Source organism: Flavobacterium cerinum (assembly GCF_004028155.1).
In the GTDB taxonomy this organism is placed as follows: domain Bacteria; phylum Bacteroidota; class Bacteroidia; order Flavobacteriales; family Flavobacteriaceae; genus Flavobacterium; species Flavobacterium cerinum.
Genome location: NZ_SBII01000003.1, coordinates 277603 through 293641, shown reverse-complemented (window position 1 = coordinate 293641; position 16039 = coordinate 277603). Strand labels below are relative to the sequence as shown.

Genomic DNA, 16039 nt, shown 5'->3' with positions numbered 1-16039 from the left:
TACAAATTGCAACAATGAAAGCACATACAACTAAAATCATCGGCGAAGGACTTACCTACGATGATGTTCTATTAGTTCCCAACTATTCTGAAGTACTACCACGCGACGTTAGCATCCAGTCTAAATTCTCAAAAAACATAACACTTAATGTTCCTATAGTTTCAGCAGCTATGGATACTGTTACCGAAAGCGCAATGGCTATTGCTATGGCTCGTGAAGGCGGTATAGGTGTATTACATAAAAACATGACGATCGAGCAGCAGGCAACTGAAGTTCGTAAAGTAAAAAGAGCTGAATCGGGAATGATCATCGATCCTGTAACGCTTCCATTATCAGCAAACGTAGGCGATGCTAAAAATGTTATGCGTGAGTATGGTATTGGAGGTATTCCTGTAGTTGATGCGGATGGTATCTTAAAGGGAATCGTTACTAACCGTGACCTTCGTTTTGAAAAAGAAAATAGCCGCTCGATTCTTGAGGTTATGACTACTGAAAATTTAGTAACTGCCGGAGAAGGAACTACACTTGAAGTTGCTGAAGGTATCTTACAAAAAAATAAAATTGAAAAATTGCCGGTTGTAAACAGTGATTACAAACTGGTAGGCCTGATCACTTTTAGGGATATAACAAAACTTACTCAAAAACCTATCGCTAATAAAGACCGTTTTGGAAGACTTCGCGTTGCAGCTGCACTTGGTGTTACTGCCGATGTAGTTCAAAGAGCGGAAGCACTTGTTAATGCTGGTGTTGATGCAGTAATTATTGATACTGCACACGGACATACACAAGGTGTGGTAACCGTATTGAAACAAGTAAAAGCTAAATTCCCGGATCTTGACGTTGTAGTTGGTAACATCGCTACACCGGAAGCTGCATTGTACCTTGCTCAAAATGGTGCTGATGCTGTTAAAGTTGGTATCGGTCCCGGTTCTATCTGTACTACTCGTGTAGTTGCAGGTGTTGGTTTTCCACAATTCTCAGCTGTTTTAGAGGTTGCTGCTGCTCTTAAAGGCACTGGTGTTCCTGTTATTGCAGACGGTGGTATCCGTTATACGGGTGATATTCCTAAAGCACTTGCTGCAGGAGCTGACTGTGTAATGTTAGGTTCTTTACTTGCAGGTACTAAAGAATCTCCGGGAGAGACTATAATATTTGAAGGAAGGAAATTTAAATCATACAGAGGTATGGGATCTGTAGAGGCGATGAAAGAAGGCTCTAAAGATCGTTACTTCCAGGATGTAGAAGATGACGTTAAAAAACTTGTACCGGAAGGTATCGTGGGACGTGTACCTTACAAAGGTGAACTTTTTGAAAGTATGCTTCAGTTTATTGGCGGACTTCGTGCCGGTATGGGCTACTGCGGATCTAAAGACATCCCTACTTTACAGGAAACAGGCCGTTTTGTACGTATCACTTCAAGTGGTATTTCAGAAAGCCATCCTCACAATGTAACGATAACTAAAGAAGCACCTAACTACTCAAGGTAATTCTAAGTAATAAGTATAACTAAAAAGGCCTAAAATATAGCTAGCTATATTTTAGGCCTTTTTAGTTATACTTATTGTTAATTAATTTTTGGAATGCGCTTCGACAGGCTCAGCGTGACAATACGTGAAAAATAATAGTAAAATGATTTAATTTAGGATGAAAGCAGATAACACGGATTGAGCAGATTATCGCTGATTCTTTCTATTATAAATGCTGCTCGACAATGTGTTGTATGATATCACTGCCTTTTAGATCTTCTCTTTTACCTTTTATAATGCTTCCCCTTCTTCTTCCTTTTTAATATCTACACTTTCCCAGGCATGGTCATTGGCACCAAGCTGTGCATAGAGGTCATTTCGTAGTAACTGTTCCTGTAATTCAATTTCTTCCATGGAAGTCATAAGGAATGCTTTTTTGTCGTGGCGTTTTTTAGCAAGCCTAAAAATGGACTGTTCGTCATATTTTATAAAGCGCTGTCCCTGTCGGGTCGCGGTGTAACGTCTGTGTCCCAGTTCTACAAGGGCATCAACTCCCAGATGAACGGCACTGTACATATTTTCCCTGTAGAAATCTTTTACGCCCATATCGACCAACTCGAACGCATCGCTTCTGTTTCGGGCTCGGGCAAGTACTTTTAGGTGTGGGAAATGTTTCTTGATCAATTCTACAACTGCAAGGTTTACTTCAGGGTTGTCTATCGCAGCAATAAAAAGCTTGGCGTCTTCACATCCGGCGGCCTTTAGAAGCTCTAATCTGGAAGCATCACCATAATACACCTTAAAGCCCATTTTCCGTAAGGAATCCACCCTGTCGGAGTCCATGTCAAGTACGGTTGCAGGAATACCGTTGGTTTTTAATAATCGTCCGATAGTACTGCCGAAGTTTCCAAATCCGGCAATAATCACATCGTTTTTCTCATCGATAGTGTCATATTTGTTCTTATTCTTTTGTTTTTCTTTTACGCCAAAGAAAGGATCAATCCATTTCTCATTGATCAATAATAAGAACGGTGTTCCCATCATACTTATGGCAATAACTGCCATCATCTGGTTGGCAAGTATGGTAGGGAGCAGATTAAGCTGTATGGCAAAGCCTAGTATTACAAAGCCAAATTCTCCTGCCTGGCTCAGTGCAAAGGCAAAGAGCAGGTTCTGATCGGAGCTTTTCTTATATATTTTTCCAACCACAAGAAGTACGAAGAATTTTATGCCGTTAAAAATGGTTGAAAATACAATGATAAAGATAGGGTCGGCGATTATCAGACTAAAGTTAATAGATGCGCCTACACCGATAAAGAACAGTCCTAAGAGTAATCCTTTAAATGGAGCAATATCGCCTTCCAACTCATGCCTGAATTCACTATTAGCCAATACTACACCTGCCATAAACGCACCAAGAGCAGGACTTAATCCTACAACCTGCATTAAGTAAGAAACACCCATTACCAGCAATAGGGCAGATGCCGTAAAAAGCTCCTGCAGCCTTGTTCTGGCAACAATATGAAGTAGGGGTACGATTATGTATTTACCACCAAAATAAATGGAAACGATACTGCCAAAAACGATAAGCGTCTGTATCCATCCGGGAAAATCGGAGATAAGGGATTGATGCAATTCTTCATTACTAACACTTCCTCCTGCCATAAGAGGCAGTAATGCCAGTATAGGGATAACGGCTATATCCTGAAAGAGGAGCACGGCAAAAGCAGATCGTCCCATTGAGGTTTGTGTAAGCCCTTTTTCTTTTAACGTCTGTAAAACAATAGCAGTAGAGGAAACGGATAACGCAAGAGAGATGGTTAACGTGGTTCGCCATTCCCATCGCAATACGATGGAACAGGCGATAAACAGGACTACTGTGGTGATTATTACCTGTAGTGAACCGATTCCCATAATAAACCGCCTCATTTTCCAGAATTTTTTAGGATCGAGTTCAAGCCCGATAAGGAAAAGCATCATGACAACACCAAACTCTGCAAAGTGCATTATATCCTGCCCTTCCTGCCCAATGAAACCTAATACATAGGGGCCTATAATAATACCGGCAAACAAATAGCCTAATACAGAACTTAGCCCAAGTTTTTTTGCAATAGGCACGCAGACCACAGCTGCAGCAAGGTAAATTATAGCCTGAAAGAAAAACCCGTCTTCCATATTAGCCTAGTTTAGTTGTAAACCAATCGTTAAAGTAGTGAAAACCTTCCACTTCTGAAAGATCTAATTCCTGATGTTCTAAATAGTCCAGTACCTGGCCGTATAGTTTTCCGTTTTTGTAGTACCCTTCCTCATTCATGGAGTGTGTACCATGTACCACAAAAGGAGGTAGGTAGGTCATATTGCATTTTTTTACTGTTTGGCTAAAAGGTAGCAGCAATTGAGGTATGGTAAATTTGTCACGCCCTGTGGACGAATAGTTTTCTTTTTTTCCTCCCGTAGTTATAGACTGTAGTAAAAGTTTTCCCTGAAGGGCAAATCCTTCTTTGCCATATGCCCATCCGTGTTCCAGTACAATATCGATCCACTGTTTTAAAAGCGGAGGACAGCTGTACCAATACATAGGATGGTGCCAAATGATTATATCGTGTAGCATAAGGAGTTCCTGCTCCCTTTTCATATCAATGTCAAATTCAGGATATTCCTGATAGAGGTCATGAAATGTTATATTAGGTGAGTCAGGAATGTTTGAAACCAGTGCATCATTAGCATTGGATTTTTCAAACAACGGATGTGCAAATACAATCAATATTTTATTTGGCATACATTTTTAGCATAGTTTACAGTACTGACTGATCAATTGTTTATCGCCTACGAGCCATATGGTGTCGTTCTTGTTCAGTATAAATTCCGATTCAGGGTTTAGTATCCTTTCATTATTACGTTCAATGCCTACTACAAGTCCATTTGTTTTTTCTCTTAATTGTGCATCTCTGATACTTTTGCCTGCAAAGTCATCGCTTGTGATCTGTATTTTTTGGAGCACAACTTCACTTGCTTTGGTTTCATCAAGCGATCTGCTTTTTTCAATATAGCTTTCAAAAACAAGGATCTGTTCGTCGGTACCGATTATATACAAAATATCCTTAGGGAATATTACTTCGTTTCGGGATGGCACGTTGATCATTTTTTCGCCACGCTTTATGATGGCAATGTTTACACCCATAGTTTCCCTAAGACGCAGTTCACTTAATGTTTTCCCAACGATATTAGATTCGGAAGGCACTTCGAAGATTGCCATGTGTCCATCCCAGGGGGTAAGTTCGCTTCTTCTGCGAAGCTTTTCAGATATTTCCCTACTATTAAGATTTTTGATAAAGTGATTTTCCAGATAGTAGTATACTTTCTGTAGTTTCTTTGGAAACAGGATACCACCTCCCACAAGAACAATTAATGCACCTAATGCAATGAAAGGCGATAGGAAACTGTTTAGTAATAATCCTAAATAGAAAAGGGTAAGGCATATTCTTATGAATAAGATCAGGGTTACCGGACCCTTGTATTTGCTGTTTCGTTTAATTTCGTCCATTGCTTTTATGGCAACTCGTCGTAAGGCAAGTGCCCACAAAAAAGGCGACAATACAATGAACATTACTACAGTAATCAGTATTCTGTCCCACTGTGATTCGGAAGATTGTGGGATAATGTAACGGGATGACAGTATGATAACGCCAAGAATAATAACCGAGTGAATAACGATCTGAATAACATTTGCTTTTAGAAATATTTTCCAGTTACTCTCCGATTTTATGGTTTGGGCACTATAGCTGTAATCTTCAATTCGTTTAAGGATTTTCTCAGGTAGGATACGTTCAATAAAACTATATATACCTGAAGATGATTTTATAAGAAATGGTGTGGTAAAAGTAGTTATAGCTGATACAGCGACTACTATAGGGTAAAGGAATTTACTGGTTACGCTTAAAGACATTCCCAGTGTGGCTATAATGAATGAGAATTCACCAATTTGCGCAAGGCTTGTTCCAGCCTGTACCGATTGTTTTAATGGCTGCCCTGATACTAATGCGCCAAAAGTTGTAGACATTGTTTTCCCGAAAATGGTAACAATCGTGATGATAAGAACAGGAAGCCAGTATTCTGCAAGGGTTTGTGGGTTGATTAACATACCCACGGAAACAAAGAAGACTGCACCGAATAGATCTTTTACAGGTTTAACCAAGTGTTCTATACGTTCTGCTTTAGTGGTTTCAGCAATGATAGATCCCATGATGAATGCTCCAAGAGCAGGAGAGAAGCCGGCTGCACTTGCCAGCATAACCATCATTAAACACATTGCCAATGCTACAATAAGCATGGTTTCATCATTAAGCAGGTTCTTTGCTTTTCGAAGGAATGTAGGAACAAAGAAGATACCTGCAATAAACCATAAGATAAGGAAGAATACCAGTTTTACAGCAGACTGCATCAGTTCGATACCTGAAAACTGCTGACTTACAGATATGGTGGTGAGAAGTACAAGGAGTAAAATGGCCACGATATCTTCTACGATAAGAGCGCCAAATACAATTCGGGCAAACTTTTGACTTTTTACACCAAGTTCTTCAAATGCCCGTATAATAATAGTGGTAGAGGATACTGAAAGAATGGCTCCGAGGAAAATACTGTCGATTTGTGACCATCCTAAGAGTTGACCGGTCAAGTAACCAAGCCCTATCATGCAGACAATTTGAATGGAGGCGGTTATGGATGCAGAACCGCCAACCTTCATAAGTTTTTTAAAGCTAAACTCGAGCCCCAGACTGAATAGAAGTATAATAACCCCTATTTCTGCCCAGACTTCAACGTTGTGAATGTCTTTTACTGTTGGAAACAAATAAAAATGTGGACCCGCTAAAAATCCGGCTATAAGATAACCTAGTACAAGCGGTTGTTTTATTTTTTTAAAAAGTAAAACAGCAACCCCCGCTGTCATTAAAATAAGCCCCAAATCGCCTATAAGTGGATATAAATGATGAGAAGTTTCAGTAACAGCGGTGGTGTCTAGCATATATTATTTTTAGTGTGGTGAGATTCCTAAGTAGTTAGCCGGTGTGATGTTTAATAGTTCAGCTTTTATTTCCTCGCTTACCTTAAGGTTTCCAATGAAAGTATGGATGGCATTTTTATCGATCACCTGATTGGTCCTGGTAAGATCTTTTAGTGCTTCATACGGGTTAGGGTAACTCTCACGACGCAGGATGGTTTGAATCGCTTCGGCTACTACAGCCCAGTTTCTCTCAAGATCTTCGGCAAACTTATCAGCGTTCAATAATAGTTTGTTAAGGCCTTTTAAAGTAGCTTCAAAAGCTATTATAGTGTGCCCCATTGGTACACCGATGTTTCTTAAAACAGTACTGTCAGTAAGGTCACGCTGTAATCTTGATAGCGGAAGTTTAGCTGAAAGGTGTTCGAAGATCGCATTAGCGATACCTAAATTACCTTCTGAGTTTTCAAAATCGATAGGGTTAACTTTATGTGGCATGGCAGATGATCCAATTTCGCCTGCTTTTATTTTTTGTTTAAAGTAATCCATAGATACATACGTCCAGATGTCCCTGTCAAGATCAATCAGGATCGTATTGATACGTTTTAAGGCATCAAAAAAGGCTGCAAAATGGTCATAATGTTCAATCTGTGTAGTAGGGAATGAATGTTTAAGCCCTAGTGTGCCTTCCACAAAATTATTACCAAACTGTCTCCAGTCGGTCTTTGGGTAAGCAACAAAATGTGCATTAAAGTTTCCGGTTGCACCACCAAATTTAGCAGCAAAAGGAACGTTGAACAATAATCTTAACTGTTCTTCAAGACGTTCAACGAATACCAGGATCTCTTTACCCAAACGGGTAGGAGAGGCTGGCTGACCGTGTGTGCGTGCCAGCATAGGGATTTCTGCCCATTCTACGCTAAGCTCTTTTAATTTTGCAATAAGCCCGATAAGGGAAGGCATGTATACATTTTCAAACGCTTCTTTTGTAGAAAGCGGTATGGCTGTATTGTTGATGTCCTGAGAAGTTAACCCGAAATGGATAAATTCTTTGTAAGCATCAAGGCCAAGTTTTTCGAAGCCGTTTTTTATAAAATACTCCACGGCTTTTACGTCGTGGTTCGTCGTTTTTTCTATTTCTTTTATCTGAAGCGCATCTTCACTGGAAAAGTTCTTGTACAGGTCACGTAATGGCCCAAAAGTGCTTTTATCTACGCCCGTAAGCTGCGGTAAAGGCAGTTCGCATAATGCTATGAAATATTCGATTTCCACGAGTACGCGGTATTTAATCAGGGCTTCTTCAGAAAAATAGCCTGATAATGCTACAGTTTTGTTCCTATATCGTCCGTCGATAGGTGATATAGCATTCAGTTCAGATAAATTTTGCATTGTTATAATTACTAAATATGGGTATATCCGCAAATATAAGGTTTTGAAGTCAGAATTAAAAAAGCTGAAGAAGTTAAATTGCGTTAATAGTTAACTATATTGCTTATAAAATTCAAAGCTTTTAAAAATGTCCGGACAGTTTATAAATAGTGAGAAACTGATACTATTCGTTTTTGTCTTTTGGTTTTATTTTATAGGTTGCTTCGCTCAGAATGCAAGGGATATTTTTATTAAAGATTCTATTTACCCGATATTGAATACTGAAGCAATTAAAAATAAGGCAGAATATTTAAAGCTCAAAGAAGGAATCGTAAAATTGGAAAAGCAGTATGGTTATGAAACCAACCTGAAAAAACGTATTCTCGAAGCAGCTTATGTCCATAATGATATTACTTATTTTAAGGCTGAACTAACCCTACTTGTAAAAGACCACGGTTTTGACGTGGCCTACATGAGCGGGGATGAAAATTACTATTCGGCAATTATGAAAGGTGCATTGACAAAATGGTTCAAAGAAATGTATCTTAAAAGTCATTCTGAATGGCTGAATAATAATTTTGATAAGCAGATTGAATTAAGAAAGCTTAATGCGATTCATGAAAAAGACCAATTTGTTACTTCTTTTGCTATGAATGTGCTTAATGTTCCAGGCTTAGATACTGCACAGAAGGATGCCGTTAAAGAGCATTTAGCAGAGTATCATTATAAAACGCTGCTTCCTGTACTGGATGTTGTAAAGACGAGGAACCTACTCCCTAATGATAAAAATTTTGCGGTACTACAGAACAATTATGATACCGCACTGATTCATAATTTACAATTTAAGGGAAATATGGATAGGGTATGGGAAATCCTGTTTCCGGTTTATAAAAATGCTTATATGGCTTACGATATTACTAATGTGATGTTTCAGAATTATGACTTTTACCACTATCAGCATTATGGAACACAGGTTTTTGATTCCTATACCATAGACCAGATACCGGAACAGTCCAGGAAAGGTAATAAAGCGATTCCTGTTGAGGATGCTGTGTGGTTGGGGAAACTAAAAAAAGAGTTTAAATGGACAGAATAAAATCTGTTATTTAAAATTCGATCTCTTTTAATTTTGCTTTGATAATTTCCATCCCGGCAGACGCGGAAAGTTGAAATACCTCCAATGGATTCCTGAGGTTTGGGATAGATGCAGGGTTTGGATCTATGTAATAAATTGGCGTAGTAGATTTAGCAAAATCTATAAGCCCAGCTGCCGGATATACCTGCATTGATGTGCCTATTATTATAAGACAATCGGCTTCTTCTACTATACCTATAGCATCTTCAATTGCGGGCACTGCTTCGCCAAACCATACAATATGAGGGCGTAACTGGTATCCGTCTGGGTGAAGATCGCCCGGATTGATGTCTCTTCTCCATTCGATAACACCATGGTCGTTTAATACGCTGCGTGCTTTAAGCAGTTCGCCGTGAAGGTGGACTACTTTAGTGCTTCCTGCACGTTCGTGAAGGTCGTCTACGTTTTGGGTAACGATAGTAACATCAAAGTCTGTTTCAAGCTCTGCAGTAATGGTATGTGCTTTATTGGGTTCAACTTCAAAAAGCTGCTGTCTTCGTTTGTTGTAAAAGTCTAATACCAGCGCCATGTTTTTGTTCCAGCCTTCCGGGGAGGCCACATCCATTACGTTGTGGCCTTCCCATAACCCGCCGGCATCGCGAAATGTTTTAATGCCACTTTCGGCACTAATTCCCGCTCCGGAAAGTATGACTAGTTTCTTCTTCATGTAGTGCTGTTATACTTTACCTAATGTATATAGTTGTTCAAGTGTTGGGGTAGCGCTACCACCGGCTGGTTCAAGTGTGATACCAAAAGCCTGTGCCTGATCGTAGTTTTCTACCTTTAAAATACCATTGTTTGCATTTTTGTTATCTATTACACCTATGCTTGTAGGAGTAAGCGGATCAAGTTTAAGTGCCCATATTTGATACACTTTTCCTTCAGGAGGTTCAGGTAAACCGGCCATATCGACATAGATTTCTTTCTTGTTGCTGTTTACATATACTTTAGCATAAGCATCCGGAGCAACCTGTTGTCCTGCCAGTTGGATAACAGTACTGTATTTATCCCTTACTATAGCAAGCGCTTTTTCATCTTCAGTTTTCTTAACCTGTAAATCGGCTAACATGGACTGAAATTTGGTGCGCTCTGCAGATACTGCCTGTACTTCGTCTTGTGCTTTGTTGTATTGGTTGTACTGGAATCCAATTCCAAGTAACAGTACCGCAGCTGCTGCCCAGCCAATATAAGGCGACATGCTTTTTTTGCGTGGTTCCAGCGGAATAACACCGCTGTGTTTTTCTATCAGTATGTTGCGTATCTTTTGGTAATTTTCTGCCGAAAGATGCGGTGCTATACTGTATGACAGGTTTATGACGGCTTTCTCTATAGAAAGTATCTCTTCCTGCACCTCCGGGTGCTTGTCTGCCATTTCTTTTACTTCGTTATTTTCGGCCTCCGTAAGTAATCCGAAAACATAAAGTTCAAGTATTCCCGAGTCTATATATTCTCTCATGTTCATTGTACTTGTAAAATTGTTCTCAATTCGCTAATGCAATTCCTGTTTTGTGTCTTTACAGTGCCTAACGGTATTTCAAGCTCATCAGATGCTTCCTGCTGTGTATACCCTTTAAAGAATAAAAGATCTATCAGGCGGATACATTTTGGTTTTAACTTCTTAATAAACTCTTTAATACCAATAGCGTCTATTTTGTTAGTCGCACTTGTATTGTAATCAAGTATATGTACGAAATTGTCTGAGGATAGGTTTTTTAAACTGTTATTATGTCCTTTAGAACGGAGTCTGTCTATGGACGAATTGCGCGCGATATTGAGTATCCAGGTATAAAAACGACCTTTGCTTTCGTTGTATGAATCGATATTCTTCCAGATTTTGACAAATACTTCCTGTAGTATATCTTCACTTTCTTCCTTGTCTTTAAGGAGTGTAAAAATAACGCCATATAGGCTTTTTGAATACATGTCATACAGGGTAGTGAACGCTTTCCCGTCTTTTTTGTAGATTTGCTGAAGTAATTCTTCCTGTGTCATAGGTTGGTTTTGGTTGCCCTAATATAATAAAAAATTTTAACGCTGTACAGCAATGGATAATACATTCGATATAAAGTATCTAAATTACCTTGAAACGATTATAACCGAGAATAGGAGTGAAAAATTTTTAAAGGTGCTGTCACAGCGCACACGTCATTTTACGGTTGCTGTAGAAGATATTTTTCAGCTTCATAATGCAAGTGCTGTAATGCGCAGCTGTGAAGTTTTTGGTGTACAGGAACTTAACGTAGTAGAAGAAAAATATGGTAAGACCATTGATAAGGAAATTGCTATGGGCGCTCAAAAATGGGTAGATGTAGAACGTTTTAATAGTGTTACCAGTTGTATTGATACACTTAAGGCGAAAGGATATCGAATTATAGCGACTTCACCACATGAAGATTCCTGCTTTATGGACGATTTTGATATAACACAGCCTGCAGCCTTATTTTTTGGTACCGAAAGATTAGGATTATCTGAAGAGGTGTTAAGCCGTGCCGACGGTTTTCTTAAAATACCAATGTGCGGATTTACGGAAAGTTTAAACATATCCTCATCAGCAGCTATAATCCTGCAAAATCTTACAAGCCGATTACGAAAATCGGATGTTAAATGGCAGCTTAGCGAAGATGAAATTATTGAAAAGCGTATTGACTGGGCACGTAAATCAATAAAAGACATCGATTATATTACCCAAAGATATATGGAAAAAGCAGGAGAGGTGTAAGGTTTACTTACGGTTAAGTGCTTTATATTCTTCATAACAGCCGCTGATGGCATCCATGATCTGGAGGTCGTTTGCGGTTTTAATAAAAGCTTCAGAGTAATTGCAGCGTTCTAATATGTCTGCAATTTCATCTTTGGTAACTCCTAATAGTGCAGCGAGTGTTTCGCGGTCAAACTTTGATGCAAGAGCATTTCTTACCGCGTCATCTTTTTTCATTTCCCTTAACCTGCGCATTTCTGTTGGTTTCTTGCCAAAGAGATTGTGTAATAAGTCGGCAGGGTTAAAAATAGAGCTCAATACCTTTTTAAAAGCGTTAGGAGAGTTTTCTCCGCTTTCATAGCCTTGAGATAGGCCTGATATGCTGTAACGGTAATTTTCTTTTATAGGCGCCAGCTTGGAATCTATCTGAAGGTAGCCGGTAAGGTTGTATTTGCTGATGATGACCTCTTCGAGTGTAAAGGCTCTTTCTGTAAGCGGTATTTTGGTAACGTTTTTATATTTTATCCAGTCGTTAGCAACACGCACCTTGATGGATTGATAGCCTATAATTGACAAATGCAGTGTGTCATTTGCGGCGGCGTCAATGGTAAAGTTACCGCGGCTATCGGTCACAGTTCCTTTTACACGGTTAATATTGATAACATTTACTCCCGGTACAGGTTGTAAAGTGGCTTCATTTACTATTATTCCGGTAATTTTTTCAAGAGACTGAGTGTCCTGAGCAAAGGAATAAGTGGAAACTAATAAAAATAAAAAAACTACAAAATATCTCATTGACTGTTTATGTTTTGTAAAAGTAATAAACAAACGGGATATTTTGTAGTTAGTATAAAATTATATGAAATAATTTTTAGCTTCTTCTAGGTCTTCTCTCTCTTGGAGCTGATGATGAAGGAGAATCAGTTCTTCTTGGAGGACGTCCGCCTGGGCTAGTGTTTCTGTCGCCGCTTCTGCCACCACCGAAAGATTCGCCACCTCTTCTTTCACCACCACCGTTTCTGTCTCCGCCGCCTCTAGGTCCTCTGTCATCTCTTCTTGGTCCTCTGCTGTCGTTGCTTCTTCCGAAACTTCCACCGCCACCGCCGCTTCTACCGTTATGGTCTCTGCGTCCGCTGTTTCTGTCGTTACCATTGTTTTGAGAGATCTCAACATTAATCCTTCTACCTTCCATCTGGAAGCTGTTTAGTACCTCAAGAACGCGTTCTGTATGTTCAGGTTCAGTGTTAAAGAAAGAGAAACCTTCTTTTACATCTACTTTAAATACATCGTCACGACCTAAGCTAAGTGTGTCACGAAGGAAATCTTTAAGGCTCATCCAGTCGAAGTTATCTCTTGAACCAATGTTCACGAAGTAACGAACTGCACCGCCATCGCTTCCGCCTTCTCTTGAAGAGCTTTCACGTCTGTCAGATCCTGCAGATTGAGCAGATAAATCTCTGTTTTTCTTGTAGTAATTGATGAATCTGTTGAATTCTACCGATACCATTTTCTTGATAAGCTCTTCTTTTGTAAGATCTTTCATTACTTCATAGATAGCCGGAAGGTACGTGTCAATTTCGTGCTCAACTTCAACATCTTTTATCCTATTAGCAAGGTGGAATAGCTGTATTTCACAGATTTCTATTCCTGAAGGAATCGTTTTTTCCTGAAACTTCTGCTGTATGATCCTTTCAATTGCTGATATTTTACGTAATTCACTTTTCGTGATGATAACGATAGAAGTACCTAATTTACCTGCACGACCTGTACGGCCACTACGGTGATTGTAGGTTTCTATTTCGTCAGGTAACTGGTAATTTACAACGTGTGTAATACTGTCTACGTCGATACCCCTTGCTGCAACATCTGTTGCTACAAGCATCTGGATTTGTCTGTTACGGAAAGATTTCATTACAGAGTCACGCTGTGCCTGAGAAAGGTCACCGTGTAATGCTGCTGCATTGTATCCGTCTTCGATAAGTTTTTCGGCAACTGCCTGAGTGTCTCTTTTAGTACGGCAAAATACAACCGAGAAAATATCCGGGTTAGCATCTGCTAAACGTTTTAGTGCTTCGTAACGGTCACGGGCATTTACAAGGTAAAATTCGTGAGATACAGTAGAAGAACCTGAGTTTTTATGACCTACTGTAATTTCAAGTGGTTTTCTCATGAATTCTTTAGCGATCCTGGCAACTTCCTGTGGCATAGTTGCAGAGAATAACCAAGTGCTTTTGTCGTCAGGAGATGTAGATAATATGTTTACGATATCATCATAGAATCCCATGTTAAGCATCTCATCTGCTTCGTCAAGAATACAAAAATCGATTTTAGATACATCTACTAGGCCACGGTTAATCATATCCTGCATCCTACCCGGAGTAGCTACGATAATTTGTGCGCCACGTTTAATGTCTCTGGCTTGTTCTGTAATACTAGCTCCACCATATACTGCAACGGTATTAATACCTTTGATGTATTTAGAGTAAAGTTTGATCTCGTTTGTGATCTGCAAGCAAAGCTCACGTGTTGGTGATAAAATTAATGCTTGTGTGTTCCTGTTTTCAGGATCTATTTTCTGGATAAGCGGAAAACCAAATGCAGCGGTTTTCCCCGTCCCAGTCTGGGCTAATGCTACAATGTCTGTGTCTTTTTCCAATAATAGGGGAATCGCTTTTTCCTGTACTTCTGACGGATTCTCAAATCCTAGATCGTTTATCGCCTTCAGAAGCGATTCATTCAATCCTAATTGTTCAAATTTATTCATATATAATTTTAAAATAGGTGCAAAGGTACTGTTAATTAGCGAGATATGCTAATATTAGGTGTTGTTTTATTTTAAAAGAATAAATTGAAAATCAGAAAGTTACATTTTCAAGAAGTCGATAAGTTGTGTTACGGCTCTTCCGCGGTGGCTAAGCTGCGCCTTTTCGTCGAGTGAAAGTTGTGCGAAAGTGGTATTTAATCCTACGGGTTTAAATATGGGATCGTAACCAAAACCTTTATCTCCAGTTTTCTCTGTAGTAATTGTTCCGTCTACAATTCCTGTAAAGAGGTTTTGTTTTCCATTAAGGTTTAATGCAATAACAGTTTTAAAACGTGCATTACGGTTGGTGCTGTCTTCCAGTGCTTTGAGGAGTTTGTCCATATTATCTTCGGCACTTTTTTGTTCTCCTGCATAGCGTGCAGAGTATACACCCGGTTCTCCGTTCAATGCTTCTACTTCAAGTCCTGTATCATCGGCAAAACAATTATATCCATAACGGCTGGTTACATAATCGGCTTTAAGTATAGCATTACCTTCGATAGTGTCTGCTGTTTCCGGAATTTCTTCATGACAGCCAATGTCTTCCAGACTTAATAATTCTATTTCGGGTGGAAGCTGGTGTTTTATTTCCTGTATCTTATTTTTATTGTTTGATGCAAATACAAGTTTCATGCTTATAATTTATAGGGATTACGGTCTTCTTTACTGCAAAGACGGTCGGTAAGAGACGCAATGCCAAACCAGCGTATGTTTTCACCTTTCTTTACTCTTGATGAGGTGTAAATAACAACAATGAATTCGGTACAGTTTAAAAGTATTATAAAGGTAATGTACAGCCAGTAGTAAAGCGTTGCTCCGCTGTAATCATCAAATATGGTTGCATTGTCTGCGAAGTATCTTTTTGGGATTTCTGTGATACCGAAAAAACCACGTCCTCCAAAAATAACTCCCAGTGTCCATGCAACTGCTACGCTGTTAAAAGGAATTAACAATGCCTGGCCAATAGTAGCCTGTATGCAATGCCATCTGATAAAATAAGATGATTTTCTGTGTGCCAGATAATAGCCTATAGAGGCAAAAAGATTTATAATTGGGAAAGGTAATCCGGCAATAACTGCAACAACAGCCATAAGATAGCTTCTTGATGCTTGTTCGTATTCATTTGGATGAATGAATTCCGGAGTTTCTTTAATGGTGTCTTTTATAATCCCTTGTGTATATTCCATGCCCAGTTTATTAGTATTAAAATGATAAGGGTAATGGCTACCCATTTGATTCGTACTATGTTTTCAAATTTTTTGTAACTCTTATATAATGTGTCTTTTTTGGTGATCACATCATACAAAAGCCAAAAAGGAGCAATGAGCATTATGGCAGCCATAAGTACTCCAATTGGATTTAATAGCACTGCATCTGTGAATTTACCTTGAGATAGTAAAAGTACAGATCGTGTGCTGCCGCAAGAAGGGCAGGCTATACCGGTAGCATTTTTAAATATACATGGAGTAAAACTGTGATTGAGTATTTTGTGATACGAAAACCATAGTACCCAGCCGTAACCGGCTAATATTCCTAACGCTAAAAGCAGGTATAGCCTGTTTCTTGTCAT

General features: G+C 39.2%; 15 protein-coding genes. 3 read left to right on the top strand and 12 right to left on the bottom strand.

The features are described from left to right. The first annotated feature begins 14 nt into the window (after positions 1 to 14). A complete protein-coding gene (gene guaB / locus EPI11_RS06535) occupies positions 15 to 1487 on the top strand; it encodes an IMP dehydrogenase (protein ID WP_128389140.1) in 1473 nt (490 codons plus the stop codon). Between the two features lie 270 nt (positions 1488 to 1757). Here guaB and EPI11_RS06530 read toward each other — a convergent pair whose 3' ends face one another. Genes EPI11_RS06530 through purB form a run of 4 tightly spaced genes read right to left on the bottom strand, consistent with a single transcriptional unit; the run spans position 1758 to position 7854 of the window. Continuing rightward, on the bottom strand, positions 1758 to 3641 hold the full coding sequence (locus EPI11_RS06530) for a monovalent cation:proton antiporter-2 (CPA2) family protein (protein WP_128389139.1): 1884 nt from the start codon (positions 3639 to 3641) through the stop codon (positions 1758 to 1760). Between the two features lies 1 nt (position 3642). Then, complete coding sequence (locus EPI11_RS06525; protein WP_128389138.1) at positions 3643 to 4245, bottom strand: NAD(P)H-dependent oxidoreductase; 603 nt, start codon at positions 4243 to 4245, stop codon at positions 3643 to 3645. A 6-nt stretch (positions 4246 to 4251) separates the two neighbouring features. Next, positions 4252 to 6489, bottom strand: a complete 2238-nt coding sequence (locus EPI11_RS06520) for a cation:proton antiporter domain-containing protein (RefSeq protein WP_128389137.1) — start codon at positions 6487 to 6489, stop codon at positions 4252 to 4254. A gap of 9 nt (positions 6490 to 6498) precedes the next feature. Then, on the bottom strand, positions 6499 to 7854 hold the full coding sequence (gene purB / locus EPI11_RS06515; protein WP_128389136.1) for an adenylosuccinate lyase: 1356 nt from the start codon (positions 7852 to 7854) through the stop codon (positions 6499 to 6501). 127 nt (positions 7855 to 7981) lie between these two features. Between purB and EPI11_RS06510 the strand changes: the two genes are divergently transcribed. After that, positions 7982 to 8929, top strand: a complete 948-nt coding sequence (locus tag EPI11_RS06510; protein WP_128389135.1) for a hypothetical protein — start codon at positions 7982 to 7984, stop codon at positions 8927 to 8929. Between the two features lie 10 nt (positions 8930 to 8939). On the opposite strand, the gene EPI11_RS06505 is transcribed toward EPI11_RS06510, so the two are convergent. Genes EPI11_RS06505 through EPI11_RS06495 form a run of 3 tightly spaced genes read right to left on the bottom strand, consistent with a single transcriptional unit; the run spans position 8940 to position 10960 of the window. Then, the gene (locus EPI11_RS06505) at positions 8940 to 9635 is read right to left on the bottom strand and encodes an SIR2 family NAD-dependent protein deacylase (RefSeq protein WP_128389134.1); all 696 of its coding nucleotides are present in this window, start codon (positions 9633 to 9635) and stop codon (positions 8940 to 8942) included. A gap of 9 nt (positions 9636 to 9644) precedes the next feature. Further along, positions 9645 to 10430 carry an anti-sigma factor gene (locus EPI11_RS06500; RefSeq protein ID WP_128389133.1) on the bottom strand — a complete coding sequence of 262 codons (786 nt, stop codon included), beginning with the start codon at positions 10428 to 10430 and terminating at the stop codon, positions 9645 to 9647. Further along, positions 10427 to 10960, bottom strand: coding sequence for an RNA polymerase sigma factor (locus EPI11_RS06495; RefSeq protein ID WP_128389132.1), 534 nt, complete (start codon positions 10958 to 10960; stop codon positions 10427 to 10429). The genes EPI11_RS06500 and EPI11_RS06495 overlap by 4 nt, the downstream gene beginning before the upstream one ends. Before the next feature lie 52 nt (positions 10961 to 11012). On the opposite strand from EPI11_RS06495, the gene EPI11_RS06490 reads away from it, so the two are divergent. Further along, positions 11013 to 11687, top strand: coding sequence for a TrmH family RNA methyltransferase (locus EPI11_RS06490; RefSeq protein ID WP_128389131.1), 675 nt, complete (start codon positions 11013 to 11015; stop codon positions 11685 to 11687). A gap of 3 nt (positions 11688 to 11690) precedes the next feature. On the opposite strand, the gene EPI11_RS06485 is transcribed toward EPI11_RS06490, so the two are convergent. The 5 genes from EPI11_RS06485 to EPI11_RS06465 all read right to left on the bottom strand — a co-directional run bounded on the left by EPI11_RS06485 (position 11691) and on the right by EPI11_RS06465 (position 16039). Further along, entirely contained in the window at positions 11691 to 12461 is a 771-nt protein-coding gene (locus EPI11_RS06485; RefSeq protein WP_128389130.1) for a carboxypeptidase-like regulatory domain-containing protein, read from the bottom strand. A 76-nt stretch (positions 12462 to 12537) separates the two neighbouring features. Further along, the gene (locus tag EPI11_RS06480; protein ID WP_128389129.1) at positions 12538 to 14430 is read right to left on the bottom strand and encodes a DEAD/DEAH box helicase; all 1893 of its coding nucleotides are present in this window, start codon (positions 14428 to 14430) and stop codon (positions 12538 to 12540) included. Between the two features lie 99 nt (positions 14431 to 14529). Next, on the bottom strand, positions 14530 to 15102 hold the full coding sequence (locus tag EPI11_RS06475; RefSeq protein WP_128389128.1) for a non-canonical purine NTP diphosphatase: 573 nt from the start codon (positions 15100 to 15102) through the stop codon (positions 14530 to 14532). Between the two features lie 2 nt (positions 15103 to 15104). After that, complete coding sequence (locus EPI11_RS06470; protein ID WP_128389127.1) at positions 15105 to 15656, bottom strand: hypothetical protein; 552 nt, start codon at positions 15654 to 15656, stop codon at positions 15105 to 15107. Next, entirely contained in the window at positions 15632 to 16039 is a 408-nt protein-coding gene (locus EPI11_RS06465) for a DUF2752 domain-containing protein (protein WP_128389126.1), read from the bottom strand. The genes EPI11_RS06470 and EPI11_RS06465 overlap by 25 nt, the downstream gene beginning before the upstream one ends.

Bases quoted from the DNA above. Each gene is read 5' to 3' on its own strand.
- EPI11_RS06475 (WP_128389128.1), bottom strand. From the start codon at position 15,102: ATGAAACTTGTATTTGCATCAAACAATAAAAATAAGATACAGGAAATA.
- EPI11_RS06480 (WP_128389129.1), bottom strand. From the start codon at position 14,430: ATGAATAAATTTGAACAATTAGGATTGAATGAATCGCTTCTGAAGGCG.
- EPI11_RS06530 (WP_128389139.1), bottom strand. From the start codon at position 3,641: ATGGAAGACGGGTTTTTCTTTCAGGCTATAATTTACCTTGCTGCAGCT.
- EPI11_RS06495 (WP_128389132.1), bottom strand. From the start codon at position 10,960: ATGACACAGGAAGAATTACTTCAGCAAATCTACAAAAAAGACGGGAAA.
- EPI11_RS06470 (WP_128389127.1), bottom strand. From the start codon at position 15,656: ATGGAATATACACAAGGGATTATAAAAGACACCATTAAAGAAACTCCG.
- EPI11_RS06505 (WP_128389134.1), bottom strand. From the start codon at position 9,635: ATGAAGAAGAAACTAGTCATACTTTCCGGAGCGGGAATTAGTGCCGAA.
- EPI11_RS06490 (WP_128389131.1), top strand. From the start codon at position 11,013: ATGGATAATACATTCGATATAAAGTATCTAAATTACCTTGAAACGATT.
- EPI11_RS06510 (WP_128389135.1), top strand. From the start codon at position 7,982: ATGTCCGGACAGTTTATAAATAGTGAGAAACTGATACTATTCGTTTTT.
- EPI11_RS06520 (WP_128389137.1), bottom strand. From the start codon at position 6,489: ATGCTAGACACCACCGCTGTTACTGAAACTTCTCATCATTTATATCCA.
- guaB (WP_128389140.1), top strand. From the start codon at position 15: ATGAAAGCACATACAACTAAAATCATCGGCGAAGGACTTACCTACGAT.
- EPI11_RS06485 (WP_128389130.1), bottom strand. From the start codon at position 12,461: ATGAGATATTTTGTAGTTTTTTTATTTTTATTAGTTTCCACTTATTCC.
- EPI11_RS06500 (WP_128389133.1), bottom strand. From the start codon at position 10,430: ATGAACATGAGAGAATATATAGACTCGGGAATACTTGAACTTTATGTT.
- EPI11_RS06525 (WP_128389138.1), bottom strand. From the start codon at position 4,245: ATGCCAAATAAAATATTGATTGTATTTGCACATCCGTTGTTTGAAAAA.
- purB (WP_128389136.1), bottom strand. From the start codon at position 7,854: ATGCAAAATTTATCTGAACTGAATGCTATATCACCTATCGACGGACGA.
- EPI11_RS06465 (WP_128389126.1), bottom strand. From the start codon at position 16,039: ATGACAAGAAACAGGCTATACCTGCTTTTAGCGTTAGGAATATTAGCC.